Source organism: Corynebacterium sp. HMSC078A10 (genome assembly GCF_001811565.1).
Classification (GTDB): Bacteria; Actinomycetota; Actinomycetes; order Mycobacteriales; family Mycobacteriaceae; genus Corynebacterium; species Corynebacterium hesseae.
Map to the genome: position 1 here is coordinate 1 of NZ_KV805198.1, position 24,403 is coordinate 24,403.

General features: G+C 56.1%; 23 protein-coding genes. 4 read left to right on the plus strand and 19 right to left on the minus strand.

From position 1 onward, the window contains the following. Nucleotides 1-22: 22 nt before the first annotated feature. Both HMPREF2808_RS05550 and HMPREF2808_RS05555 read left to right on the plus strand, forming a co-directional pair. On the plus strand, nt 23-325 hold the full coding sequence (locus HMPREF2808_RS05550) for a hypothetical protein (protein ID WP_070624116.1): 303 nt from the start codon (nt 23-25) through the stop codon (nt 323-325). Between the two features lie 148 nt (nt 326-473). Continuing rightward, nucleotides 474-692 carry a hypothetical protein gene (locus HMPREF2808_RS05555; RefSeq protein ID WP_070624122.1) on the plus strand — a complete coding sequence of 73 codons (219 nt, stop codon included), beginning with the start codon at nt 474-476 and terminating at the stop codon, nt 690-692. An 84-nt stretch (nt 693-776) separates the two neighbouring features. Here HMPREF2808_RS05555 and HMPREF2808_RS12975 read toward each other — a convergent pair whose 3' ends face one another. Further along, nucleotides 777-1,340: a hypothetical protein gene (locus HMPREF2808_RS12975; protein ID WP_234288088.1), complete on the minus strand. Its 564-nt coding sequence runs from the start codon at nt 1,338-1,340 to the stop codon at nt 777-779. A gap of 68 nt (nt 1,341-1,408) precedes the next feature. Here HMPREF2808_RS12975 and HMPREF2808_RS05560 point away from each other — a divergent pair, with 68 nt between their 5' ends. After that, complete coding sequence (locus HMPREF2808_RS05560) at nt 1,409-1,732, plus strand: hypothetical protein (protein ID WP_070624127.1); 324 nt, start codon at nt 1,409-1,411, stop codon at nt 1,730-1,732. A gap of 39 nt (nt 1,733-1,771) precedes the next feature. On the opposite strand, the gene HMPREF2808_RS05565 is transcribed toward HMPREF2808_RS05560, so the two are convergent. After that, nucleotides 1,772-2,146 (minus strand): 3-deoxy-D-manno-octulosonate 8-phosphate phosphatase, encoded by a 375-nt coding sequence (locus HMPREF2808_RS05565; protein ID WP_234288087.1) that lies wholly within the window; start codon nt 2,144-2,146, stop codon nt 1,772-1,774. Between the two features lie 232 nt (nt 2,147-2,378). Here HMPREF2808_RS05565 and mobF point away from each other — a divergent pair, with 232 nt between their 5' ends. Continuing rightward, complete coding sequence (mobF, locus tag HMPREF2808_RS05570) at nt 2,379-6,854, plus strand: MobF family relaxase (RefSeq protein ID WP_070624131.1); 4,476 nt, start codon at nt 2,379-2,381, stop codon at nt 6,852-6,854. Nucleotides 6,855-6,917: 63 nt separating this feature from the next. On the opposite strand, the gene HMPREF2808_RS05575 is transcribed toward mobF, so the two are convergent. The 17 genes from HMPREF2808_RS05575 to HMPREF2808_RS05660 are packed head-to-tail and all read right to left on the minus strand — an operon-like array spanning nt 6,918 to nt 24,403. Beyond that, entirely contained in the window at nt 6,918-7,544 is a 627-nt protein-coding gene (locus HMPREF2808_RS05575; protein WP_141752578.1) for a hypothetical protein, read from the minus strand. Between the two features lie 23 nt (nt 7,545-7,567). Then, nucleotides 7,568-7,924, minus strand: coding sequence for a DUF4913 domain-containing protein (locus tag HMPREF2808_RS05580; RefSeq protein ID WP_070624135.1), 357 nt, complete (start codon nt 7,922-7,924; stop codon nt 7,568-7,570). Nucleotides 7,925-7,942: 18 nt separating this feature from the next. Then, nucleotides 7,943-9,673 (minus strand): type IV secretory system conjugative DNA transfer family protein, encoded by a 1,731-nt coding sequence (locus HMPREF2808_RS05585; protein WP_070624137.1) that lies wholly within the window; start codon nt 9,671-9,673, stop codon nt 7,943-7,945. A 54-nt stretch (nt 9,674-9,727) separates the two neighbouring features. After that, nucleotides 9,728-10,435 (minus strand): hypothetical protein, encoded by a 708-nt coding sequence (locus HMPREF2808_RS05590; RefSeq protein ID WP_070624139.1) that lies wholly within the window; start codon nt 10,433-10,435, stop codon nt 9,728-9,730. A 24-nt stretch (nt 10,436-10,459) separates the two neighbouring features. Then, complete coding sequence (locus HMPREF2808_RS05595) at nt 10,460-11,026, minus strand: hypothetical protein (RefSeq protein WP_070624141.1); 567 nt, start codon at nt 11,024-11,026, stop codon at nt 10,460-10,462. Nucleotides 11,027-11,043: 17 nt separating this feature from the next. Then, nucleotides 11,044-13,185: a peptidoglycan DD-metalloendopeptidase family protein gene (locus HMPREF2808_RS05600; RefSeq protein ID WP_070624143.1), complete on the minus strand. Its 2,142-nt coding sequence runs from the start codon at nt 13,183-13,185 to the stop codon at nt 11,044-11,046. Then, entirely contained in the window at nt 13,182-13,478 is a 297-nt protein-coding gene (locus HMPREF2808_RS05605) for a hypothetical protein (RefSeq protein WP_070420736.1), read from the minus strand. The genes HMPREF2808_RS05600 and HMPREF2808_RS05605 overlap by 4 nt, the downstream gene beginning before the upstream one ends. Further along, nucleotides 13,479-15,227, minus strand: a complete 1,749-nt coding sequence (locus HMPREF2808_RS05610; protein ID WP_070624145.1) for an ATP/GTP-binding protein — start codon at nt 15,225-15,227, stop codon at nt 13,479-13,481. Between the two features lie 31 nt (nt 15,228-15,258). Beyond that, nucleotides 15,259-16,113: a hypothetical protein gene (locus tag HMPREF2808_RS05615; RefSeq protein ID WP_141752579.1), complete on the minus strand. Its 855-nt coding sequence runs from the start codon at nt 16,111-16,113 to the stop codon at nt 15,259-15,261. Between the two features lie 10 nt (nt 16,114-16,123). Further along, nucleotides 16,124-17,608, minus strand: a complete 1,485-nt coding sequence (locus HMPREF2808_RS05620; RefSeq protein ID WP_070624149.1) for an SCO6880 family protein — start codon at nt 17,606-17,608, stop codon at nt 16,124-16,126. Nucleotides 17,609-17,614: 6 nt separating this feature from the next. Continuing rightward, complete coding sequence (locus tag HMPREF2808_RS12980) at nt 17,615-19,393, minus strand: hypothetical protein (RefSeq protein WP_246818516.1); 1,779 nt, start codon at nt 19,391-19,393, stop codon at nt 17,615-17,617. 35 nt (nt 19,394-19,428) lie between these two features. Beyond that, nucleotides 19,429-20,256, minus strand: a complete 828-nt coding sequence (locus HMPREF2808_RS05635) for a DUF8175 domain-containg protein (protein ID WP_070624155.1) — start codon at nt 20,254-20,256, stop codon at nt 19,429-19,431. Between the two features lie 26 nt (nt 20,257-20,282). Further along, nucleotides 20,283-20,906, minus strand: a complete 624-nt coding sequence (locus HMPREF2808_RS05640) for a DUF8175 domain-containg protein (protein WP_070624157.1) — start codon at nt 20,904-20,906, stop codon at nt 20,283-20,285. A 25-nt stretch (nt 20,907-20,931) separates the two neighbouring features. Next, complete coding sequence (locus HMPREF2808_RS05645; RefSeq protein ID WP_237799995.1) at nt 20,932-21,198, minus strand: hypothetical protein; 267 nt, start codon at nt 21,196-21,198, stop codon at nt 20,932-20,934. A 25-nt stretch (nt 21,199-21,223) separates the two neighbouring features. After that, nucleotides 21,224-21,520 (minus strand): hypothetical protein, encoded by a 297-nt coding sequence (locus HMPREF2808_RS05650; protein WP_070624159.1) that lies wholly within the window; start codon nt 21,518-21,520, stop codon nt 21,224-21,226. A 16-nt stretch (nt 21,521-21,536) separates the two neighbouring features. Then, a complete protein-coding gene (locus tag HMPREF2808_RS05655) occupies nt 21,537-22,163 on the minus strand; it encodes a DUF6668 family protein (protein WP_070420728.1) in 627 nt (208 codons plus the stop codon). Further along, a complete protein-coding gene (locus HMPREF2808_RS05660; protein ID WP_070624161.1) occupies nt 22,163-24,403 on the minus strand; it encodes a cutinase family protein in 2,241 nt (746 codons plus the stop codon). The genes HMPREF2808_RS05655 and HMPREF2808_RS05660 overlap by 1 nt, the downstream gene beginning before the upstream one ends.

Here is a 24,403-nt window from a genome sequence, read left to right on the forward strand (position 1 = left end):
CCAACCGAAAGGAACGCCAGACATGGCAACCCAAACCACCACCTTCTACACCCCACAACAACAGCTCCACATGGACGCCTTCGAATGGTGGAGCAACAAGAACCACGGCTTCGTCGTCGACTACGCCTACATCGACACCACCGCACCGACAAAGCACATCCGCCACGAAGCACGGGCCTACCTCGGCGAGATCACCATCAACGACCACCAAGCCGCCGAAATCTGGAACGAACTGCAAAACTGCCGCGCCACCCACCTAGAGCACTCCATCATCGTGCGCGCCGAAGTCTTCCTCACCGTCCTAGCAACGGTCGTCGAAATATAAGACCCCGCCTGCGGCCCACACCGGGCCGCAGGCCCACCGGGCCCGCCACAGGGCACCCAAGCCCCAAGGGACGCCTCACAGACGACCACAGCGCCGGATACACCGGCACAACACACAAGCGAGACGCATACGAGACGGAAAGAGACTCATGGCAACCTACGCCACTTTGAACGACGCAATCCACTACGAAATCATCACCCCGCTAGGGGAGTGGGCACACCGCTTCAACATCAACGCCATTGCCGAGCGACTCATCTACTGGCCTCACGACATCAACGCCGACGGAAACATCAACCTCAACCGCAGCGGCTTCCGAGTCCGCACCAACGTCGACTTCTGGAAACTAGTCGAAGCCAACGCACTGTAGACATAGCGCCCCGGCACACGCCGGGGCGCACTCATTGAAAGAAAGGGGGACACCCCACCCAATCCCTGACACAAACACCGCACACTAAAACAACGTCTGCTGGTCACTATCGACACCAAAGATTGCCTCACGGTAGCGACGTTCGTCCCACCCATCACGAAGCGCATTCCTAATCCGCCGCGAGCGCTCAACCCGAGAACTCAACGCCGTAACAGCAACCCTGTTTCCAGTATGACGGCCAAGCGCTACCGCATAGCGAAGGTTCTCCCGCTGTGTTGTCTTACGCACATGACCACAACCGACCCGCACGCACAGCGGTTCGTTGCACTCGTGCTCGGCAACCTCGCGCGCGGCGAACGACTCGCCCGCGACAAGAAGCGCAAAACGGTGTGCCGCCACAGTGCGCTGACGATTACCGCGCTGCCACGTAAACCGCCCATACCCATCAGGAGAGGAAATGGAACCCACCCATAGCCAGCACCCGTGCGGTGATTTCACGACATGCTCAAAGAAAGTCTTGACAGTCTTATCGTCAAAAGGAAGCTCCGGATCATGAACACGCGCAGCACGAGACTGCCGAGCCGAAGCCGGCCGCTTCGGCTCCAGGTGAGCAAGCTCTGCAAAAGGAATATCCTCAAAGTCTTTCATGACACCCCACACGTCCAACGCTTATGACACCATAGGCAGCACGCACCACAGAGAGGAAGGACAACCCCATGGACGCACTGCCATTTATCGAATCCACCAACCACGTACCCGGCTGGTGGCAACTTGCCCTTATCGCCATACCTATCTGGATGCTCATCGCCCAGATACGACGCGCAGGACTGGTGGCAGGAATCCTCAGAGCATTAGGCGGAATCATCGCCTGGATCATCATCTGGTACTTCCTTACCTTCCTCGGCGTGATGATTGGCTCCATGGCCGACCACTACGAGCGCGCCACCGACGAGACTAACGACTCGCCATACTCCAACACCTACGAAGACGCGCCCGCCAACCCTGGCGAGTACTACGACCCCAACGAGCACAAGTACTAGCCAGACTCGACGCGAAAGACTGCTCTTTCTCTCTACTGACTACTGACCATCAGAAGCGTGGTCATCCTCGCCGCCAGCGCCCTCAGAGGCGCTGGCGGCTTCTTCGTTGTCCTGGCGCTCATCATCACCAGCGTGCGACTCTTCGTCTCCAGACGAATCCTGCGCACTAGGGGAGGAGTCACTAGCGGCTCCTAGCATGTCGTTGAAGTCCCGCTGGCTGACACCGACGAGCTCGCGCACAAGCTCCTTGGACTCGCCTAGGTCGATAATTTCTTGCGAGGCTTCGCCAATCTTCTCATCGAGTTTCTCGCGCTGGTCGATTAGCGACAGTAGCGAGTTGAGCTTCTTCTTCCTGTCGCGCAGCTTGCGCTGTTCCTCTTCGAGATGCTGACGCAGTTCCTGACGCTTCTTCAAACTTTTACTTGCGGTAACCATAAGCCCACAATGCCAGCGCACATACACCACCGCAACCCTGACACAAACACCCGCTGACGCGAAATGACCAGAGCCCAAACAGAAAGACGAGACTTTCTGGACTATGGCAAGACGCGGCATACGCCCGCGTCGGCGCGCGCAAGCGCGCTTTCAGACACACACTATTGGCACTCTTAGTGTTAATCGGGTTTTGGCTGCTAGACTAGGGTGCATGATGACCCTGCGCGTAGTCAATAGCGGAACAGGTTATGAGTACCTGTTGCGCTCTGTGGCTACCAATGATGGGCCGACAGACGCGCCAAGTTTGTCGAAGTATTACGACGCGAAAGGCACCCCGCCAGGTCGTTGGTTAGGCTCTGGTCTTGCCGGTTTGAACACCGAGAATGTCGTGCAGGGTGGGGAAGTTACCGAGTCTCAAATGGCCGCGTTGTACGGCGAGGGCCTGCATCCGGATGCGGATATGAAGATGTCCGAAGGTCAGAAAATCAAGGACGTACAGCTGGGTCGACCGTTCGCTAATTTCACGAATGATGTGCCGGTTTTGGTGGCACTTCGTGATGCGGAGCGCCGCCATAGGCAGACAACGGGCACGCTGATGGGAAAGCAGGAGCGGGCCGAGTTAGTCCAGGATATTGGCCGAGAATTCTTCATTGAGGAACACGGCGTCGAGCCGCAATCGGGCCGGGAAATCGTCAACTGGGTCAACGGTCTTAAAGACAATGTGCGCCAATCTGTGTCGGGTTTTGATATGACTTTCTCGCCCGCTAAGTCCGTGTCTGTGGCGTGGGCGTTGTCTGATGAAGAGACCGCGCGGCGCATTGAGGCGCTTCATCACCAGGCCGTGCAGGAGGCTATGGCGTGGGCAGAAGACAACGTGTTTTTTACTCGCTCCGGCAAGCAGGGGCGAGAACAAGTTAAGACAAAAGGCGTTATTGCCTCCGAATTTAAGCACTACGATACGCGCGCAGGAGACCCGGATCTGCACTCGCACGTGCTGGTATCTAACAAGGTTCAAGCCGAAGATGGACGGTGGTTATCCCTTGATTCCAAGGCACTGCACAAGCAGGCGCAAGCAATTTCGCACCGCTATGACTCCATCTTGAACACCCTGCTTTCTAACGACATGGGCTACACATTCACCGCCTGTGACCATGGGGTCAACAAGGAACCCACGTGGGAGATCGACGGTGTTTCCGAGTCGTTGATGGAGTCGTTTTCTAAGCGTCGACGTGGCGCACAGCCGGTCTATAAGCGCCTTGTTGAAGAGTTTGTTGCCGAGCGTGGCGCAACCCCTAACTCGGTTGAGGTGGGTCGTTTGTGGCAGCAAGCTATCTTGGAAACCCGTGACGCGAAGCGTGAACCAGAAAGCCTGTCGGAGCTTCGCGCAGGCTGGAAAAATGAAGTATCCGCCCGCGAAAACGGAGCAGAAGAACTCGCTGCAATCAACCAACTTGCCGCAGATTCTGGCCGTGATGAGCGCCCACTGTTTGACGCCGAGACCCACCTATCGGGCCTGATCGACGACGTTGTAGACACGGTAACGAGGCGTCGTTCCTATTTTCGTACCTCGCATGTAGCTACTGCTGCAGGTGGAAAACTCCAAGGCTATCGCTTTAATTCTCTTTCCGAGCGCGACCTTATCCACGCCACTGTGGTCGAGGCTATTGTGCGCGATAAGGCCATTGCGCTCAATGATTTCGATGTTCTGGAACTGCCGGAGGCGCTGAAAAATACGGCAGGTAAAGCTCGCGATACCCGCGCTGATAGTGAGCTTTATACCACCCAGGACATTCTCGATACCGAAGACAAAGCACTGGCTGCGCTTAACGAACCGGTGGCTGCATTCGCACCGTCTGCAGCGATTGATAAAGCGCTCGATGAGCACGAAGCCGAGGCTGGTTTCCGCCTTAATACAGGACAGGAATCCATGGCGCGCTACCTGCTTACCTGCGGCACACTGGCTGCTACCGGCGTAGGCCCGGCAGGTACCGGCAAGACCGCATCTATGCGTCTTGTCGCCAACGTCTGGGCGAACCAGGGCCGCAATGTGATTGGTCTGGCCCCGTCCGCACAGGCGGCAGATGTGTTGTCTAAAGACTTAGGCTTTGACGCTTTTACCATCGACAAACTCACCTACACCTGGCGCGGAAACCACCCAACCAAGCCCGGCCACAGCCTCAAAGACCTTCCAGTATCCATTAACGCAGGCGACATGATCATCGTCGACGAGGCCGGCATGGCCTCGACCCCTAACATCGGCTCACTGTTAGAAATTGCCGAAGAAGCAGGCGCAGTCGTGCGCTTTATCGGTGACCATAAACAGCTCGGCGCGGTCGAAAACGGCGGACTTTTCGGAGCAATGGTCAACGCTTCTGGCCGCAGTGATAATCAACTCTCCGAAGTCGTGCGCTTCGGTGGAGATAGTGAGCAATCTGCTACCAGCTTGCGCTTGCGCGAGGGCGATTCTTCTACTTTCGACTTCTACGCTAAGCGTGGTTGGGTCAATGGTGGCGCACGCAGCGACATGCTGGATAAGGCCGCAGCAGACTACCTGGCTGATATTTCTAGCGGTAAAACCAGTCTGCTTATTGCTGCCACCAACCGCGATGTGGCAGAACTCAACGAGACAATCCGCGCCCACTACATCGCCCAGAGCGTTGTTGACACCACCGTGGAAGCCCAGCTTTCTAGAGGCGAAAAAGCAGGCGTGGGCGATACGATTCTGGCGCGCAAAAACCAGACTTTCTACGACGATGAGACCGCAACGAGTACCCGTATTAACAACGGCACACTGCTGACTGTCACCGGCATTGCCGAGGGCGGCAGTATCACCGCCCGCAACAATACAACCGGCGAAGAGTTGTGCCTGCCAGCAGACTACGTACGAGACAATGTGCAGTTGGGCTATGCTGCTACCGTCCACCGCGCCCAGGGCAGCACCGTGGACTGCACCCGCGCGGTAATCGACCATCACGTCGATAGAGCCGGGCTGTATGTTGCACTGACCCGAGGAAAAATCGCCAACCACATCTATGCGGTCACCGAGCACCAGCTAGATGAACTTGCCGAGGAAGGCCACTACCACTACCAAGGCATAGACCACGCCCCGAGTGTCAGGGACGTCTTTAATAAGGCAATCTCGCGCGATAACAGCCCGAAGGCTGCACGCGAGGTCATAGCCGAGGTCGTCGACGAGCAAACCTCACCCGATCGCATGATGGGCCTGTGGCTTATGGGTAAAGATGAAGCCACCAACGACTTCATCGACGCTTACCTGCCGGACTGGATCGACACCCTACCCGGCGACCTTTCCCGAAAGATTGAGACCAGCGACGACGGTGTAGCACCCATCCGCCACGGCTGGGCAAGGCTTATCGACGCGGGCATTGACCCGCGCACCGTCATGGACGCTGCTACTCGCGATATTGACAACGCCCATGATCCGGCACGGCTTATCCGCTACCGTCTAGACGAACAACTCCGCTTGCGCGATACCGGAAAGCGCAACCAGCTGCCTCCTGTATCTGGTCAGACAGATATAGAACTCGATACGTGGCTTCGCACCCACAACCCTTACGACCGCGCGGAAACTGCTCGCCTTACCAGTAAGGAAGGAAACCTCAACCGGCTTAACCAGTCTGTGCTGGCAGAGCACGCACGCTTTGCTAATTCCAAGGTGGAATCGCTCACTTGGCAAGAAGCAAGTATCACCACCCGCCTCCACGAGGACAAAGACGCAGCCGCAAATGAGGTACAGGCTGACTACCAGCAGATATGCCTTGATGCTGGGCGCATTCGCGCCTATGAGCAGGCCATGGCAGACCACAGTGCCGCCCTTCGTGAAGAAGAAGCTGCCCTGGCAGACATTGAGCACCAACGCCTACTGGCAGAGGACTACACCCGCCCGGTTGCCGAGCGGGCCTACGACCATAACGCTGCAGGCTATGGCACGTACCAACAGCGCATAGACCATGCGCACAAGCGTCTTGAACAGGCGCAACAGCGCCGCAGCTTAGCTCAGCAGGCCATTGAGGATACTGGTGCTAACTTGCCGGAGGCAGGTCTGTGGGACGAAATCTGCTACCGTGCCGACGACACCGAAGAATGGGACAAGCGCCTAAATGCTGCCGCACAACACGACAGCGAGCACGCCCACAAGCTTCAACAGCGACTCGATACTATCCGCCGCGAGAAGATGGACTGGGCTGACCGCGCCGACATCGCCACGCGCTTGCGCGCAGAGGAAATCCCTAACGATGTCGCTGACCATGCAGGCTACATCGCCGATGAAGTCAACCTCCTGGCCGCACAACGCACTTACGAACTACGCCGCCTGGGCGTAGACGAGCCATCACAAGAGACAATCCGCGACATGGTCGCAGAAACCATCGCTGCCGCCTACGAACCAGACAATGACGACACCCGCCATGACGAACAAGACACCACCGTCCAGAACACCGTAGAAGAAGCGCAACCAGCGCCCGAGACCACCCCAGAAGCCGATAACACCGATAACTCCCAAGACGAAGACGCCGGTGAACTGCATGAGGGCGCGCAAGCAGGTCTCGACTTCCTCGCCAGCCTCGGCCTGGGCGGCGAACAGCAAAGCGTTACCAGCGACAGCGATACCACCGACGAGCAAGCACCCGCTGATGAGCTTGAAGAAGAACAAGGCCCAGAGCTCTAAATAAACACAAGGCGGTAGAAAGAACCGTCTGGTCTTTCTACCGCCTTGTGCGCGGGTGTATGGCTACATTTCGGCAACCTGCTCATCGGCTTGTTCAGCTACGTCAGTAAGGTCGTTGCCCGGAGATTCCAGTTCCTCGCTGGTTTCTGCCTGAAGCTGGTCAACTAGCTGGTCACTAGGGGAGACGTCACTATCGCCTACGGCGAGAGCATAGGACTCTACAGCTTCGGGGTCTGCGTCTTGGGCCTCTAGATCGTCAATGACTTCTGCCGGAGACAATGCTGTGACCTCCCGGGCGTCGTCGTCTCCTGCTGCAGCGGAGATGTCTTTTCCAAGGCGTTCTACGCTATAGCGCGAGAGTTCTCCATCCCGGACAGAGAATCGGAAATCGTGGCCGTCTTCGTCAGTGAAGGCTATGTTGTCCTCGTAGCTATCGGCGATAGCGGCGGCAGATTCGGCCATACCGCGGCGGTTGAAATCATCAATGACCCATGTGCGGGATTGCTCATTTTCTTCTATGAGCGCGCGGCACCCCTCTACTGCAAGTGCGCCGCCTGCCATACGGGTTATAGCGTTGGGGCCTGGCTGAATTGTGCGCGGAGGAAAGCGACGTACACGTTCTGCGTGTAGCGCGCGGCGTAGGTTTCGGATAGTGCGGGCTGTGGACGCATCGACAGATGTACGAGACATAGTAGGTGTCCTTTCGCTTTTGTTTAGGAGGCGGGTTTAGTTGCGGAAGTAACTGGTAGCGGACGAGACGGAACGTCTTCACGTTTACAATCGGCGAAGACTCCGTCGTCCTTCATGATTTGTCGCATGTGGTAATCGCCATGCAGACGCAGGAAAGTCTCTAGTGCAGTATCGGGTTCTTTTACACGCAGATACTCGTAGCGCTTCCAGAGTCCATCTATGCGGGCAACGACCTCGGGGTGATTCCACCATGTAGGAGACCACGCGACGTTTTTCATCCGGTTGTCGGTAGTCGGGTACATCGTCACTAGGAACTTGTCGACGAACTCGAAGACGCTTTTGTAGTGGAAGTCTTTGGGATCGATTTTCTCTTCTGCCATGGATTCCTCCGGTAGTAGTTACTGTTGTGCAGGAAGCAGCTGGCGGGTCTTTTCATTCCAGTAGGTACGCTCCCAGAACGGCTCTAGATACAGCGCAAACGGCCTTCGCCCGGTAAAAGCCAGCGCTTGGCCATAGGGCAAGGCAGCTAGTTCTGCGGCGTTGAGAATCTTCTTCTCACGCGCTTGTATCGAGGTAGAGCGTCCGCCATCTGCCGATCGAGAAACGGATTTAGTCAGCTCTTCATAGTCGCCAATGAGAAGTTCTAGTTTGTTGAGCATGTCCTGATCACGGACACCGCCGCCGTAGAGCAGTACAGACGCTGCAGACCACAATGCTTCCATGCCCTCCTTGCCCCAGGCTTTTACGCCTTGGGCATAAGACTGCAAGATCGTCATGACGATAATTCCACGTGAGCCGTAGTGGGAGTACAGCTTAGGAAGCTCCGGCCATGGAACCGTGTTTGCGGCCTCGTCGAGCGCGGCAATCATTGGCACTGGAAGACGCAGACCATTTTCTTCACCGTAGCGCTCGGCAGCTTTCATCGTGGCCGCTGCTAGTGCCGTCGTTAGAGCAGCAGCGTTGTCTACGCCTTCCTTGGACAACAGATACAACGTGTCGTGGTCGGCGCGGACAAACTGCTCTGGTTCGAACTTGTCCTTGTCCTCGTCTGGGGTAACCCACTGCCTGATAGCTCGTCGTCCCAGTGGCGCGGCCATTTGCGCTGCTTGGGAAAATAGACCGGATCGGGTGCGCTCAGTAATGCTGTAGGTTCCGTTGAGTGCGTCGGCCATGGATTCCCATTCGTCAAAGCGCTGCAAAATACCTACTGGTGTGCGGTCTTCATCGTCGTTAACCCAGCGGAAGACGTCGGTAATAGGGCGGTTGTCCAATGCTGCGGCGAGGAAAAGCCTGCCGAGGAGGTCGCGACCGCCCTCTGAAAAGAAGGCGTCGCCTGTGCTGTTATCACCGTGAGCTGCAGAGCGGAAAATATCGGCCAGCGCGATAGCTTCGCTGTCCATCTTCATCGGGTCGCGGCGTACCGCGTCGAGAGGGTCGAAGTACCACGGGCGATCGTCTCGCCCTGCAACAAGGCCTTGTGGATCGAAGATCCAGATGTTTCCACGCGCCTCGGTAATCGCGGCAGTGTCATAGACAATATCGGCCTTGTTTGAGGTGGTCAGTACGTTTCCCGGAGCATCGACAATTGCCGGAATAACCTGAGACGTGGTTTTTCCTCGGCGAGGGCCGAAGATAACGAGGTACAGATCTTCCCATGAGGAGTACACCCCGCGTCGAGACTGTAGATCTTTGCCCATGCGCAGGCCGGGATAGTCTTTAGCGGCGTCTTCGCCAATAAACTTCGCTGCCTTCTTCTCTGCGCTTTTGCGCGACAAGGAAGCAATATCGCCCTTGGGGGCTAGGTACTTTGAGGCCTGTCCCGTGGTGCTGGTGGTCTTTTTCGGCTTGGACTTCATCCATAGATAAACCAATCCAGCAATAGCTAGCCACAGCAGCACTGCGGCTACTGTCGCAATGACTGTCCACTCTATTTGACCTTTGATAAGACCGGCTAGTGTTTGAAATGGGTTGAGAGGTGGTTTGTCTTTACCGGCAAGCTTCCAGCTTGCTACCGCACCGATTTGCACGGTGCCAAGTACGGACAATGCTGCTACGAGAATGACAGCAAGGAAGATGGTTTGCCCGTCAGTTCCTGGCCCGCCTGAGTTTCTGGGGTTGGTTTTGCCCATTACTCTTCGTCCTTTCCTGTGCTATTTACCTGCAGGTTTTCGTCACTTTGACGGTTATTCATCATCGAGCTCGACAAGGCTTGCAAGGTCAACGTTTTTCAGCGAACGGAACCCTCCCATACGCGCTACCGAGGACGCGCGCTCATCTGTCGGATCGACCTCAACGGTCACTGCGACTTGCGAGTCTTTGACAACGCCTCGAAGGCGCAGTTCATCTTCATCAAGATCGGGATATTCAGTGTGGATATGCAGATCAATGAGTTCGGCTCCCGTTTCGTCCTGTACGCGACGAGCCAGGTACACCGCCTTCTCTGCGGCTGATTGCTCGGCGCTGCCAATATCGCCCGGCGTATAGATGGGGTCGTTGTCAAAGAAGCTGCCAAACCAGATAGCCTCTCCCGTCTCGTCAACTAGGGCGAAGGCTCCTTTATCGCTCTTGTCGCTTTCTATTGCGCCCGTCCAAATGTCTAGGCGAGGGCCGGTGGAGTCATTCTGTGCGAGTTCTTCGGCGCGCTCGTGCTGGCGCGCTTGCCGCTCTTCCCGCTCAACAGATGACATGGCCTTGTAGTCAATGCCGAGGATTTTTAGCTTGTGTATGAACTTGCCCATGTCACTGCGGTCGTCGACATCGACGCCGGCCTCTGCTCCAACCTCGCGCAGTTGTGAGGTAGTTTCTGCTGCTTTGAGCTTGTCCTTGTATTCCTCCGAGGTCACAAGGTTTTCAATTTCGTCGAATCGGGCGTTGTCACTGGCTTTGCTCATGGTGTTACTCCTTGTTGGATCTGTTTAGGACATGGTCTGCGGCTGAGAAATGGTGATGTTGTCTAGCCTCCACCACCCCAGGTTGTTAAAGTGCGCGAAGACGTCATAGCGCAGTTTCTGTTCGTGCTTGTGACCTTTGACGGTGACTTCTACCGAGTACTGGCGTCGGGCTTCCATATCGGTGTCTTCGGGACGCTCTTCGAGTCCTTCGGTGAGCTCTACCGAGGCCGTAGCCTTGTCGTCGACCCAGCTGGCCCATTGTTTTCCAGGCACTTTGAACATTCCTGACCAGGAATTTCGGTTGTTGTAGGCAAAGTCTTCATCCATCAATGGCTCGGCCTTGCGGGCTGCATCGGCGATGGTGTGATCATCTTTTGGAGACCAGGAGAAGATCTGCTTGACAACATCATGGGCTACCTTGTCCACGTCTTCTTGGTCAGTGTCTTGAAGCGGGCCGCGCACTTCGGGCTGCTCCCACTGGCTTACCGTGGGGTCTTCCATGCCGGTATCCGTTCCGTCCGGCTCATCATTTCCGCACGCCGTGAGCGCTACAGTGCTGGCCAGGGCGAGTGCGATAGCTGTCTTTTTCATTGCTGTCCTGCCTTTTCTTATTCGCTTACTCGATACGCTTGATGTGGCTCATCGGTGCGTACGTCGTATTCACCGGAGTCCACGCCATAGGTCTGAGCCTCGATCCATTTGTCCTTTCCGTCTTTCTTGCCGGAGTAGATCGCAACGTGGTGTTCTGCTCCATCGCCGCCGATGAGAATGATGTCGCCAGGTTTCTTGTCCTCCCAGTCAACCTTTTTCAGGTGCTCGTCTTTAGCTTGTGCTTGTGTCTGGTGAGGTAGCTTGACCTTGCCCTTGGTAGCGACAGCCACCGCACGGAGAACAAGTCCGGAGCAGTCGTAGCCTTCTTCTCCGCCGTCTTGTCCCTTCGTCGGGCCGTTTTCGTCGCCACCGCCCCATACGTAGGGATAACCGAATTCTTTACGTGCTGCGGCGACAATGCGCTCGCCAAGCTCGCCAGACGGTGCCGGATCATCGCTGGAATCGCCGTTTCCGGCTTCGGTATCACAGCCGTCACCTACGTTGGCCTCGCCCAAGGCTTCAATTTCTTCCTCGGACAAGTCCTTGCCTGCACCGCGATATTTATCTACCAGTTTGGTCGCAATATCCGCTTCCTGCTGGTAAACGCCCGTACCCGTATCGTTTCCCTGAACCGTACTTGCGGCTGCACCTACTTCCATTCCTTGGTAATCGACGTCTTCGAGGTGCTCATAGAAGTTCTTCGCCTGAACTGCTGGGTTCATCAGTTCTTCTACATCACCCCAAATACCAACCTGCTGCTGGAAGGTGCCCACAGAGCCGTGGTCACTACTTACTGCATCGTGCGGGAAATCCAGCGACTTTTTGAGCTTTTCGGACGTCACATCGTCGGCCATACCGCTTTGTTCTTCTGGGGTAATAACTCCATCGTTGGCGTAGACCTGTAGCTGGGACTCGTGCTTAGCGGTAGCTACAGCAATCTGTCGACCTTTCTCATCGACGTGCATGCTCTCGCCAATTGCAACGATCTGCTTCGCCAAGGCGAGCTGACGGCCAGAAAGCCCCTCGAATCCGCCCTTTTCGTCAGCGGGCTGTCCGCTGCCTTTAGACTTGCTCTTCTTGCTGCCACTATCCGAGCTTTTCTTGCTTCCGCCGCCTACGGTCTCGGCCATAGTGTCAGCGAAGATCTTCGATCCAGATGGGCCGGGATGGACTCCATCAACAAGCATTCCGGGGTCTTTATTCGCCTCTGCTGCCCAGTCGAAGTAGTCATACCCAGACTTTTTCACCGAGTTATTAAAGCTGTCGGCGTGAGGTACACCGGCGATGGTCATAAGAACCAAGTTGGCGTCACCAATTTTGTCTTTAGCCGCGTCGAACTGGTCTTGTCCCACTTCGCCGTTCGTACCTAGGGCCATGACTACAGTGTCGAATTGGTCTCCGTCGTCGATTTCTTGCATACCGGCTGCGTATTGCTTGGAGTCTTTGGCCCTGACTTCGGCTCCTGGAATCGCGCTTTCGATTTGGCTGCGCGCACCGTTGGAGATGGAATCGCCTACGACAAGGACTTTTCCTCCGCCGTCCGAGTTCTTTTTAGAGTCTTTGTCCTTCTTGTCGGAATCTCCGCCGCCCTTTTTGCCTTCTTCGGCCTTTTCCAGCCATGGCTTAGGGTCGACGCGCTCACCGCCTGCTGCTCGGTCGCCTTCGACAACCTCGAAGTGCAGGTGGGGGCCAGAAGACTGACCGGCACTGCCCATATCAGCAATGTGCTGGCCCTTAGTAACTTTGTCGCCGGTCTTGACCTTGACCTGACCAGGTTCTTCGTGACCGTACACGGTTTGAATTTTCTTACCGTCGATGTCGTGTTCCACGACAACCCAGCCGCCGAATCCTTGCACGCCAGAGTCTTGGGCTTGGATAACGCGTCCATCTGCGAAAGCGTAAATAGGAGTTCCACGCGGGCCTGCGATGTCTTGACCGAGGTGCATACCGCCCTCGCGGGGGCCATAGGGCGAGGTTTCCTGGGTGGCTTCTTTATCACTCGGGTAGGCAAAGTCACCATCAACGACAACATCACCTGAGCCCGATCCGCCTTCATCTTCGGCACATACTTCATCTTCGTTCCCGCCGTCTAAGACAACGACGATGATAAGGACGAGGAACAAGACGATAGCCACGGCTATGCCGATAACCTTCTTCATCCGTCTTCACTCCTTAGTCGTCGCAGTCGTGCATTTTCTTCTTGCAAGCGCTCATTGCGCTTTTTAAGGCGGGCGATTTCACGTTGTAAGTGCTGAACTTGCTTAACTGTGGGCGAGGGCCACAGATTTTCTTCCTGCAGCCATTCCGTCAGCGTCGTACGCCCCATGCCCCAGTCTTTAGCGATTGCTTTTGCCGCTGCAGAGGCAGAGGAATACTCTTTCCACGTTTCCTCAAACTCCGCCATGGCCTGGCGCTTAGTGGACTCATCAAAAGGACTTACAAAGCCAGACATCTATGCACCCTCACCTTCCAAGAAGAAGTCCTCGAAGCGAGCGTTCGTATTGTGCAGCTGCTCTTGAACTTCAGTCGGAAACAGCATTGTCTGTACCGGAATGCCCGGTGAACCGTCTTTAGCTGGCTTAATCATGAATCGTCCACGGCCAGGTGGGGTTGCCCTCGCGCCACGTGTACGCGAGCGTGCAGGCGGCGCACCACGAGACCACGAAACAATCATTTCTGCTTCTGCAGGAGAAAACTCCAACTGCGTAGACAAAATATCTAGCTCACTGGTGGGAAGACCGCCGCAGATAACCATGCCAGCACGCTCAATAAAGCCCATTGCTGTCTTGCGGTCTTCCTCCGTCGGCAAAGCCTCTAGGTCTTTGAAAGTGTGGGTAATCATAAACAGCGCAGTAGCATCCGTACGGTTCAGACGGGTCAAAGCGTCAATCTGGCCGACCATGCCCGGAGCTGACGAGAGCACCTGCCACATCTCATCGAGGCAAAGATTGAAGTAGCGCTGGGGGCCAAGGCCGGCATCGGCAAGCATGTGCGAGGCCTCAATAGCGCCGAAAGCAGAACCCCAGCAGGCCATCATGACCGCTGCCTTCATAGCGGAATCACCGCGATCAATAGCGGAGACGTCGATACAAATAGCCGGAGAATCTACCTCAATCGGAGTAGTAGTCTGACCGTCAAAAATACGGCCAGTAGCACCATCAAGCAGGGCATTAAGCGAGAGAACCAAGGAGTCAATGCGCGCATTCCACTGTTCGTTAGTCTCTGCTCTGCCGAGCTTGCGCAGCCATTGCGGGCCGCGCTCGATGTAGGCGATCAGGTCTTTGAGCACTGGCGGGTTTTCCCAGTCAATGCGCTCTTCTTCATACATCCCGCGCAGTGCAGCGGAAATAAGCATGGACTCATAGTCTTGAACGCCACCACCGCGACCTAAGCTAACCAGCGTGGTCACCATCGTGACCTGACGGCCATGGACTTGCTCTTTTGCGCGGTTGAGCAGGTCTTCAATTCCTTGCAGGGAAATCTCTTCATCTTCGGCAGACTCCCCTGCTTGCTCGCGGGCAGCTAGCTCTGCGCGCTTGGCTTCCAGCTGTGGGATAACACGACCGAGGGCGCCCACGTCGAGGGGATTAATGTGGCCGTAGCCGTGGCCGACGGTAATGACTTGGCCGTGGACTTGGTGGGTAAAGCCGACGTATTCGCCTTTAATATCGCCTGCGGCAATCGTAATCTGCCCATTGGAGGCACCTCCCATGAGCATTTTGCGCACCAACGTGGACTTTCCTAGCGACGGGAGCGAGAGAATAAAGCAGGAAGGGTTAGCGATAATTCCTTCTCGAAACCATGACAAGGGGTCACAGCCTACTGCCGCACCCGTAGTGACATGGCGACCTAGTGGCGTTCCGATAATCGGTGCCGGGGCACCAATAACATTAGGGTTGAAGCCGCAACCTAGGTTGGTCGTCGTCTGCCACTCCATCGGGCCATTTTGCACGGCCATATAGCCTGCGTGGTGTCCAGTAAAGCCACGCGGTTTCATCATCGTAAACGGCTTTTCCCCGCGCACCGGCATAGCTCCACCAGCGCGCCGACGCTGCCGTTCAATAGCATCGGCGTGCTTCTGGCTTGTCTTTTTCCACTTGCGGTAACGCCTGCCCTCACTCGACCAACGCGAAGGTGTCTCTTTCTCCCCGTCCAAAATCTGCTCATGCAGGGTAATCATCTCTGCGTCGTGCGTGCCCATTGCTTTAATCCGCTCCCTAAAGTCCGTTGTCTTAAACCGTTACTTTTTCTGCGTCCCAAACCAGCTCGCCAATTCCCAAACCAGCGAGAAAGCCCGCCATTTGCCGCCCGTAAATACGGCGCACCCGCAAACGCTCAACCGCTGATAGTTGGCCGATAAGTGTTGCTGCCGCGTCTTCAATCTGGCTCACGCTGGTTGCTGCTGCGACAGTGAGCACTCCTGAGTGACGTCCCAGATCGTTTTCTTCTGCCTCCGATCCTGGCCTGAAAATGCGTGTCCAGCGCGCAACGCCTGCAAGCTCGCCTTCTAGCACCAATTCGCGCAACAAGGCGTCTAGGTCGCCGTCGTCCATGACGTCGAAACTGACTGCTGCCATATCGTCAAAGGTGATAGTTGCAGTCGTTTCTTTTACCGTGTCCACCGGCAGTTCTGGCCACTGACCGGTCTTTGTGCCCACGGCACTAGCTACGCGCTCATAAATTTGCTCTTCGGTCATAGGGGTCGAGACCACCTCACCGAATTCATAGAAGTCAGGCAGCTGTGCAGCCAGACGGGTCAGCGCCTCATTAGAATCTTTGCGCTCGGCTTTATCTAGCTGTTTGAACGTCACCGCCATGTAGCTGCCTGTAGCGTCGACCGTGTATGAGGTAGCAATAACCGACTCGTCTTCGGAAATAGCCTGCTCCCAGTCCCAGATCTGACCAGAATCAATTTCATCGGGATTTTCTACCTGGAAACACACCGTCGCCGTCGCGCGCGGGGTTTGGCGAACAACAGCACCGAAAGAAAAGCCTGCCTTATCGCGTGAGGTATGAAGCTTCACATTCACTAAGCGTGAAAGAGTCCGACCTGTCTTGTTTTTGTTTCCAAAAAGTCCGAAAAGCACTTAACTTCCCCTATCCTTGTGCCGCCAGTGCCGAGGTGGACTCCTTTGTCCACGGAATCTGTCCCAGTCCGCAGGAGGTAATAAACCCTGCGTCTTGCTGGCGCGACATCTCACGCAGTCGCAAGTTAGCTTGTGCACCGAGCTGTTTGACGTCGTGGCGAATACGGCCCAGAAGCTCTTCGTCTTCTGTCGTGGCCGTGACAAACAAGCTGTAGCGTCCCAACTGTGCACCGCGTGCTTGTGCTCTACGCGCTGCTTCGGTGTGCTCCAGGCGCATTTCGGCAGCAGCTGAACGAATCTTTTTTGAAGAGTTAGCTGCCACCATGGCGTCACGGTGTTCTGCCTCCACGCGCGAGGCACCAGTACCAGCCTCATACGGTCGGTAGACCAGCGCAACGCGCTTACGATCAATGCGTGCATGCGGAGCAATCAAGTTGCCAAGCAAAGTATCTTCAAAAGTCGAACGAGGCGCGGAGGCCATTTCCCACGTCACGGAAGACACTCCCTCATGGCGATAGACGTTCTTCCGCACATCATGAAACGCTGGGCCTGCGTCAAACCATTCCAGTTCATGAGCCTTGCCACTTACTGAGATTTCCTCAAAATCACCCTCGGCAGCGGGGTTAAAGAATTTATGTGCCCGCGCGCAAACCGCCTCTGCACTCATAGGTGCGGCTTGAATGCCCGACCAAGTCAGTTCTTCATACAAGCTGGGAAGACGGGTGCCGATAAGCTGTAGGAAGCTCGTATCATCGGTTTCTGCCACGCTGACCTTGAGCGTGACTGCGATATGCGCTTCTGTTTCCGGAATTCCTACCGACAGTTCATCGGAAGCTTCCTGCATAATGCGTTTTGCTACCTCGGGGGCATCGTCGTGAACTGTAGCTTGGACTTCCTTAGCCACTAGTTCTCCGGTATCCGGGCGAGAGTTCGTCACAAAGACTGTGGAGACCACATCACCAGACAAGGACAGTCCAGCCAACCACCGGCCCCAGTTAGCTGTCATATCGTTGCGCTCTTCTTGAGTCATAGCGGTTTGTCCCGACAACTGGCAATCGAATAAGACGGTAGCTTCGCGACGGTGACGGTCGAAGACCACACCAAAATCGCGGCCCACTGCGTCTGTTCCTTCCAGAAGCTCTGTACGCGCCAGTGAACCGGGAAGCCGGTAACGACCTCCAGCTAAACGCGACGATGGGCCGGAAATATATACGTTGTCGCCGTGTGCGCGGCGTCGCCAATCCTGGAAAATCATCTCTGATACCTGAGCAACTGAGCGCCCAGCTACGTTCAAAGACACCAGCAAAGCAATAATGACGGTAACGGGAAGTACCACCATAAAGCCTATTTTTTGCATTCCTCCCAGCTGGCACACCAAAAAGCCAATAAAGCCAGCGCCTAGCACAATGGTGGTCTTCATCGAAAAGCCACCGATACCAGTACGGCGGCTGGGCTGACCGAGTGCGTAAACGGGAACATCTACACTGTCTGCCATGGTTTCTTACCTCCTTACGTTTCCGTGATAATTGCCCTGCTGACCAATGGATTCATCGAGAATTCCTTGAATTTGGCGAGCTGCTGACCCTGCCGATCGGCCTGCTCTAGCTCCTTGTCCTGCTAATACGCGACCAGTACGCACACCTCTGTTAACACCCCGGCCAGCGCCTTGGGCCGCGCCCCGGGCGATATTGCGAGCCCGTGATCCGCGTGCTGCGCCTGTGCCGCTCATCGTGGTACGTCGGCCCGTACCTTGACTGGTAGCCCCGCTAGGGCCAGCACCAGAAGCACTAGCCGTAGCGCCAGAGCTAGCCGGACGGACACTCGCGCCCTCACTGCCAGAGGTGCTTGCAGCACCAGAGCCCGAACCACCTGGGGATACAGCATGTGAGCCACCGCCGCCTTGACGTGATCCGCCTCCTTGGCCAGAGCCAGAAGCAGTAGTTCCCGCATCGCCGCGACTTGCCGGGCCTGCTCCGCCAGAAGCACCAGAGCCTCCGGAACCTCCGGAACCTCCGGAGCCGCCCGACCCTCCAGAGCCGCCGCCAAGTGGACTGCCACCGGAGCCGCCGCCAAGTGGACTGCTTCCCGACCCTCCAGAGCCGCCGCCTGGAACCGCATTCTTCGCAGCAGCACCAGCCTTTGCGCCACCTATAGCGCCGCCAGCGCCGCCTAGTAGCGCGCCTCCAGCCATGCCGAGGGCTCCGCCTGCTGCTCCAGCCAAACCAGCAGCACCTGCCAACGCGGAGCCTGCTCCGCCTCCACCTGCTTGCGAGACAAACGGAGCAATTGTTCGTACCAAAGTCGGGCCGGAGAACCCGGCAGCAGCCAGCATAAGTACGGTCATAACTGCGGATTTCATGTCTTCGCCGCCAGAGGCTGATTGCCAAAAAGTCACGCAGTACAGCAGAGCAGAAATCGGCTTAAACAAAATGCAGGCAATCATCATAGACACCACGTGATTGAGACCTTGACGCCCCGTGTTGGTGTAAGAAAAGGCAGCCAACGCAGGTGTAATGCCGAGCGCAATAGGAAACAGCAAGGTACGCACCGCTAAGGAAACAATCTGCATGATTGAACCCGCGACTCCCACACCAGCAAGCGCCAGCATGAGAATTGGCCCGCCCATTTCCTCGTTGAGTTCAGAGGCTCCTAGGACTGACTCCGAATCACTAGCGCCGAACTGTTTCATCACCCAATCGGCAAGCTGATCAGAAGCAACCATGGCTCCTGTTCCCAAGCCCACAATGAGCGTTGAAAACAGTAAGTATCCGCCAATGTTCTTGCCCATACTTTCTAGGCCGTCTGCTACGCCTTGTCTTCGGTCGTAGGCCATATGCATGCCGCCGATAATCAGGGACGAAATCAGCGCCATACCTGCAATACCAAGCACAATGTTTTTCACGCCCTGGACGGAGCCATCCATGATGTTTTTGTCCATGCGCCAATCCATCCAGAACGTCATGACAGTCTGGAGCGCTTGGTTATTACCCTCAAGAACAGCCTTAGTGAAGTCACCGACTGGATCACCCCAGAACTCCGAAGCGCTTGCCGAAATGGCTTTCACTGGGTGCTTCACGCCTTCCGTGAAGTTACAGTCAAACTTTTCGAACGTTTCGAGAAGGGTGTCTTCCCAATCGTCCGGGGTAAGGGCCTCATCAATCTTTCGATCAATACTCCCCTCGGGGGAGTAATCTAATTCTGCTTGGCAATCTTCAACTAGCTGTTGGAATTCGTCCTTAGCCTCTTGTGCATTGGCAGGAGCTATGCCTGCCAGAGTCACGATTAAAGCAACTATTGCAGCTATCGGAAGCTTTTTTAGAAGCTCCATTCAGACCATCCATCTAGGTTTGAAATCTGCTTATTAGCAGGCTGTTTGACCGATTCAAGCTCGGTCTTCCAGTCGTCTGCTTCCCATACAGCAGACATGCGCACAACTATCCATGTTGGGTTATCCGTATCGCCGTTTTCATCGGTTGGAAGTGGGAGAGCCAGGTCACCAATTACACGATCGTCACCACAGCTAGTAATTTTGAATGCTTGCGGCGCTGCGCGGCGCGTAGCTTTCTCATCAGTATTTGCTGGGGACTTTTCAAGTTCTGCACGCAGCTTCTCAGCATTGTCTCCAGTGAAGTTCGTTTTCACAGCAGAAGTCGCGAGATCGCCGCCTCGGTACAAGTACGCATTAGAGTTCCACGCAGCCAGCATCGCAGCCTCTGCTGTGTGCGCGTAGTTTTCTGGAACTCCATCCTTAGTAACGCCACCAGGGCCTAAGTCTTCGCTCCATAGAGTCTGCATGTCATGGGTGCGCTCAATAGTCAGCTTCTCGGGGGAGTCGACGTCGCACTGTAGCGTGTCCTGTTTTTTAACTTGTCCGAGAGGCTTACCGACTTTAGAAGCTGGAGTTTTTATGCTTCGACCAAACACATCAGAGGTATCTTCTGACCATTCAGAAGCGCTCAAATCATCTTCGCTTTTCTCACTGGAATCTCTGTTGTCATCTTTGTTCACTTCCTGAGATTCTTCCCGGGACTCCCCCTCTTGGCTCGCACCTTTCCCAATGAAAAATGCGGCAACAATTGCGATGACAAGGACGATGATTGCAATGACAATCGCCCAGATTTTTCGGGAGTTCTTCATTTCCATGTGGCCTTCTTCCGCTGTTTGCGCTTTTACTGTGCGTATTCGGTAAAGCCGTCGAGGCTTTCTAGCTTGTGGAGGTCAGGGGCGTTTTCTTGGTCGGGAAGAACCAGCTTCCAGTCGTCTGCTTGCCAGACAAGTTGCACGGGATAGACCGTGAGCCCGACGTCGGGATAGTCGGCTGCAAGTAGTACTTGTGCTTTATCGTCGTTGTAGTCGGTGATTTTGAAGCCTTTGAATTCAGCGGCGTCTTTCTTATCGACGTTTCCGTTCACTGAAATCAACGAGCGTCCTTGTGCCCATTGGTCTCGGCCAGGCCCCGGAGAGGTCATGTCAGAGGCAACGTCTGGCCATGTTTGATCGTCTGCCGTAGCCAGCATGACTTGGCCGTTAATAGCTGCTTGTACCGCTCCTTGCGGGGTGTGGGAGTAGCCGTGCGGTACGGGACTAGTCTTTTCTGGCCCGTCGTTGGAATCCACCGGCGTACCGATCCCCCCGACCGAAGACCACGAAGCGTTCTCGGGTGCTGCTTCTAGGTCAACGGTGGGCTGATCGCTCGCCTCGGTGGGCTGCTCTGGCTCGTCGGAGCCACAGGCAGCTAGTCCAAGCGTGGCCGCGACAATGGCTGCGGCTGCGCTGAGGCGGGTGATGTTCATGTCTTCCTTTCGGAGGTTTAAGTAGTTAGACGAACCACGACGCGATGGTGGCGGCAGAACTGGCGATAAGAACGCCGAGGGCGATTTTCAGCGCGGCGGTTGTGGGGGACGTTGCCGATACTGCTTCGCCACGGTTTTTATCTGCGGCCAAAAGAGCGCCGAGAACGATTACTGCGATAACGGAGACGGCTAGCGATACATACAGTGCGTATTGAAGCCATTGCCACCCAGTGCCCCACACTTCTTGTGGAAGATCTTGTGGGGTTGATGGTGGGCCTTGGGCGATAATCACGAGCGGTTCTCCTTACGTCTGGGGGCTAAATGAGTGCTGCGACGATGGTTCCGGCACCGCCGATAATCAAGCAGCCGACGCCAACACGTAGCGCGGCAGAGGTGGCTTCTTCGCTGGTTCCTTCGCGGCGGGAGAGAACCATGGATGCGCCGATGGAAATCACGCCAGCCACGGCAACGACCAGGCCGATATAGACGCCGAAGTTGAGACCGCGGTCTACTTTCTCGCCGAAGTCGCCGGGTGCTTGTGGGTTTAGGTCTTGGCCAGGAACCTGGGCAAGGATTTGAGAGTGGATGTTGGCGGCGGTTTGGGTCAGGGACATGGTCTTTTCCTTTCGGTTAGAGGTGTTTGTTGGCTTCGCGGGCGCGGTCTACGAGGTCTTCACCGATGTCTCGCACCGATTTGTGAACGAGGTTGGGGGACGGTTTTTTCTTTTGCCAGAACTTGGTGGGTTCTTCCTCCTCGGGTTCATCATCAAGTGGCGACCACTGGGGCAGGTCACTGACGGTTGACTCGCGCCAATCGTCGAAGTAGTCCACGCGCCAGATAGTCGGGACAGTCTTTTCCAGCACAGTGATTCGTTGTTCTAGGCTGCGTGGTAGCTTTCCGGGAGCGTCAGCAACCAAGATGATTCCCAAGACGCGGCACCCTCCGGTCTTATTGGACTGATCCTGTAGTGCGAGGTCGTGTGCTGCCTCTAGTCCTGCACGGGTGGTGCGCGCGACAATGACGCACCACGGGTATTTGTCGTGGACTGGCCACTGCTGGCCGGCATCGCCGAATGGGGCGAGCGCGTGCGCTAGGTAAGTTGCTCCTGCACCGCCGTGGGCGGCAACGAGCCAGATAAGCGGATCCATCTCGCCTTCGGGAGCAAGCCGGGTATCTGCCAGTTCGTTGCCTAGCCCGGTAAGGGCCACACGCTTGAGTGGTTTCGGCTGTGCTACTGCCGTGTCTTGGGAGGTCATTAGCTCATCAGCTCCTTTTTGAAGTTGGTGACCTGGTCGAGAGCTTCCTTGGCTTCGTCTGCGCTGTAGGTGGAGTTATCAAGCCCTGCGTCCTGCACAGCGTCTGGACGTACTTCGTCTCCTGCTACATCGCGGCTGGAAGCAACGGCCCAGTCCACGGTGGCGTCGATAGCGCTACGCCCGTCTGCGGTTGCTGGCCTAGAACCGTAGGAATTATGAGCGTTTCCGTGTCCTGCGGCTTGCACGGCTGTTTCGGCAAGCCCGTCACCGGTAATGCCCAGCACATCAATTTCCTTAAAGACCTCATCGGCCATGCCGGTAACCGTTTCTGGGGTTAGTACTTCTAGTGCAGCGTCAGCCAGCTTGGACGCTGCTACCGCAAGCCCTGCCTTGGGGTTGGTGATTCCAGCTGAAGCCACCTGTGCCAGGTTCTCGACGGTAATGGCCTTTTTGGCAATGGTGATTCCCTTGCCCAGTGCCATACCGCCGAGCTTGCTTACCGCAGCAACAGCGGATTTGCCCAGATCGCCGATTAGCTCGCCGCCTACAGGACCGCGAGCCTCTTCCATGGACTTACTGCGTGCTCCATCGCGGGAGATCGTCGAGATAAGGTCTGCATTTCCTGATTGTCCAGCAGAAGCAGTCTCACTAGCGCTAGCGCTTGTCGACGGCTCTGTTTCTTCCGCCGTAGACGCAGGCGTCGATGTCTGCGAAGAGGTCTCGGCCTGTGCCGAAGTAGACGGGGCAACGCTCGTGGTTTCACTTACGCTAGAAGAACTATTGCCCGTCGAGGGCGAAGCGGCTAGGCCGGGCACTTCGTTATCGCTGACAGATTCAACTTTGAAGCCGCCGTCTCCGAAGTCGATTCCATCGTCTTTCACATCATCAAGGCCGCCTAGCTGAACAGCCGGGCCAAGAGTATCGCTTACGGCCTTGAGGGATTCTTCTGGGTCGTGCAGGTCAAGACGCTCTGCGGTGCCAACCACCAGATCCGAAAGTCGACCGGAGATAGGCAAGTCGCAGACTAGATCACCTTCCGAGCACCACGAGGCGGTGCGATCGGCGAGTTCACCGAAGTCCTTCCCGCCAGTCTTGTCCAAGCCCATGCCTGCACCATCGAGTTTGTCTTGCTCTGGGGAATTGAACTCACCTACCTGCTTGGTGTGTCCACCGTCAGTACCAGGTACTGCTGCTGGGGTGGACTCTCCGCCCTGCATGACCTGTACTCCCTTATCGCGGGTGGGGTCAGAAAAGAGGGCAACGCCTGCTACTTTATCGGCTGGAAAGTCCGACTCGCCGGAGCCAATTTCGCGTGCGACGGTAGACGCTACCTGCGCACCTTGAGAATGACCGGCAAGAAAGACCTTAGTGTTAGGGCACTTGGCGGCTACCTCGTTGAGCACCTTGGCGGTGTTTTCCGCGCCTTTTTCCATCGACTCGGTGTAGGCGACTGGCGCAGACGGTTTCAGCCCCGGCACGATTGCTCCGCCTGCTGCAGCAGGGTACGTCACGTACGTACGTGCAATGCGTGTGCCGTCCTTTTCTACCGCGTCTTTTTCCTCAGTCTTCCACTCGTCTGTGTTGTTTTCTGGAGCGTCCTCCCACAGGGAGTCAGACGAATCTTCGCCCTCGGAGTCAGTGGAAGAGTCCTTGTCTCCACTTCCCCACTGATCGTTAGACTCCGACGACTTGTCGCTAGACTTGTCGGAATTTCCCCACAAGTCCGAATTGTCGCTTTTGTCTTCTGCAGGCTCTTGGGAGTCTCCACCGCCCCACAAGTCGTTGGAATCGCCAGACTTATCGCCTGTGGAGTTATCACTGCCTCCCCACAGATCTTTAGAGTCTGCGGCAATCAGCTGGGTATTGTCTTTAGTAACCGCCTCGGCAGTGGCCTTTGTCGAAGTAGCAGAAGAAGTGCTCTCTGCCGAAGAATCAGATGAGTCTTCGGCGTCTTCTAGGCTAATGCCGCCCGACAAGTCTTTAGGAGTGCTTGGGTTGGCTTCGCGCATGGCAGGGCCAGCGATTTTCGAGCCGAAACCATGGTCGTGAGTAGAGTCCTCCTGCGCGGAGGTATCGAAAGTGCCATTGACAAGCACGAGCTGAATATCAGCACACTTATCATCGGAGACATCTTTTTTATCGGTCTCTGTCTGGGCCATGGCGGTAGGCACCGACAGGCCGAACATGGCCACTATGGACGCGGTGGCAGCGTAAGAAAAAGCGTGTTTCAGCGGGGTCAC

What these genes read in the sequence shown, in the direction of transcription:
- HMPREF2808_RS05550 (WP_070624116.1), top strand. Translation starts at nt 23, where the DNA reads ATGGCAACCCAAACCACCACCTTCTACACCCCACAACAACAGCTCCAC.
- HMPREF2808_RS05555 (WP_070624122.1), top strand. Translation starts at nt 474, where the DNA reads ATGGCAACCTACGCCACTTTGAACGACGCAATCCACTACGAAATCATC.
- HMPREF2808_RS12975 (WP_234288088.1), bottom strand. Translation starts at nt 1,340, where the DNA reads ATGAAAGACTTTGAGGATATTCCTTTTGCAGAGCTTGCTCACCTGGAG.
- HMPREF2808_RS05560 (WP_070624127.1), top strand. Translation starts at nt 1,409, where the DNA reads ATGGACGCACTGCCATTTATCGAATCCACCAACCACGTACCCGGCTGG.
- mobF (WP_070624131.1), top strand. Translation starts at nt 2,379, where the DNA reads ATGATGACCCTGCGCGTAGTCAATAGCGGAACAGGTTATGAGTACCTG.
- HMPREF2808_RS05575 (WP_141752578.1), bottom strand. Translation starts at nt 7,544, where the DNA reads ATGTCTCGTACATCTGTCGATGCGTCCACAGCCCGCACTATCCGAAAC.
- HMPREF2808_RS05580 (WP_070624135.1), bottom strand. Translation starts at nt 7,924, where the DNA reads ATGGCAGAAGAGAAAATCGATCCCAAAGACTTCCACTACAAAAGCGTC.
- HMPREF2808_RS05585 (WP_070624137.1), bottom strand. Translation starts at nt 9,673, where the DNA reads ATGGGCAAAACCAACCCCAGAAACTCAGGCGGGCCAGGAACTGACGGG.
- HMPREF2808_RS05590 (WP_070624139.1), bottom strand. Translation starts at nt 10,435, where the DNA reads ATGAGCAAAGCCAGTGACAACGCCCGATTCGACGAAATTGAAAACCTT.
- HMPREF2808_RS05595 (WP_070624141.1), bottom strand. Translation starts at nt 11,026, where the DNA reads ATGAAAAAGACAGCTATCGCACTCGCCCTGGCCAGCACTGTAGCGCTC.
- HMPREF2808_RS05600 (WP_070624143.1), bottom strand. Translation starts at nt 13,185, where the DNA reads ATGAAGAAGGTTATCGGCATAGCCGTGGCTATCGTCTTGTTCCTCGTC.
- HMPREF2808_RS05605 (WP_070420736.1), bottom strand. Translation starts at nt 13,478, where the DNA reads ATGTCTGGCTTTGTAAGTCCTTTTGATGAGTCCACTAAGCGCCAGGCC.
- HMPREF2808_RS05610 (WP_070624145.1), bottom strand. Translation starts at nt 15,227, where the DNA reads ATGGGCACGCACGACGCAGAGATGATTACCCTGCATGAGCAGATTTTG.
- HMPREF2808_RS05620 (WP_070624149.1), bottom strand. Translation starts at nt 17,608, where the DNA reads ATGGCAGACAGTGTAGATGTTCCCGTTTACGCACTCGGTCAGCCCAGC.
- HMPREF2808_RS05635 (WP_070624155.1), bottom strand. Translation starts at nt 20,256, where the DNA reads ATGGAAATGAAGAACTCCCGAAAAATCTGGGCGATTGTCATTGCAATC.
- HMPREF2808_RS05640 (WP_070624157.1), bottom strand. Translation starts at nt 20,906, where the DNA reads ATGAACATCACCCGCCTCAGCGCAGCCGCAGCCATTGTCGCGGCCACG.
- HMPREF2808_RS05650 (WP_070624159.1), bottom strand. Translation starts at nt 21,520, where the DNA reads ATGTCCCTGACCCAAACCGCCGCCAACATCCACTCTCAAATCCTTGCC.
- HMPREF2808_RS05655 (WP_070420728.1), bottom strand. Translation starts at nt 22,163, where the DNA reads ATGACCTCCCAAGACACGGCAGTAGCACAGCCGAAACCACTCAAGCGT.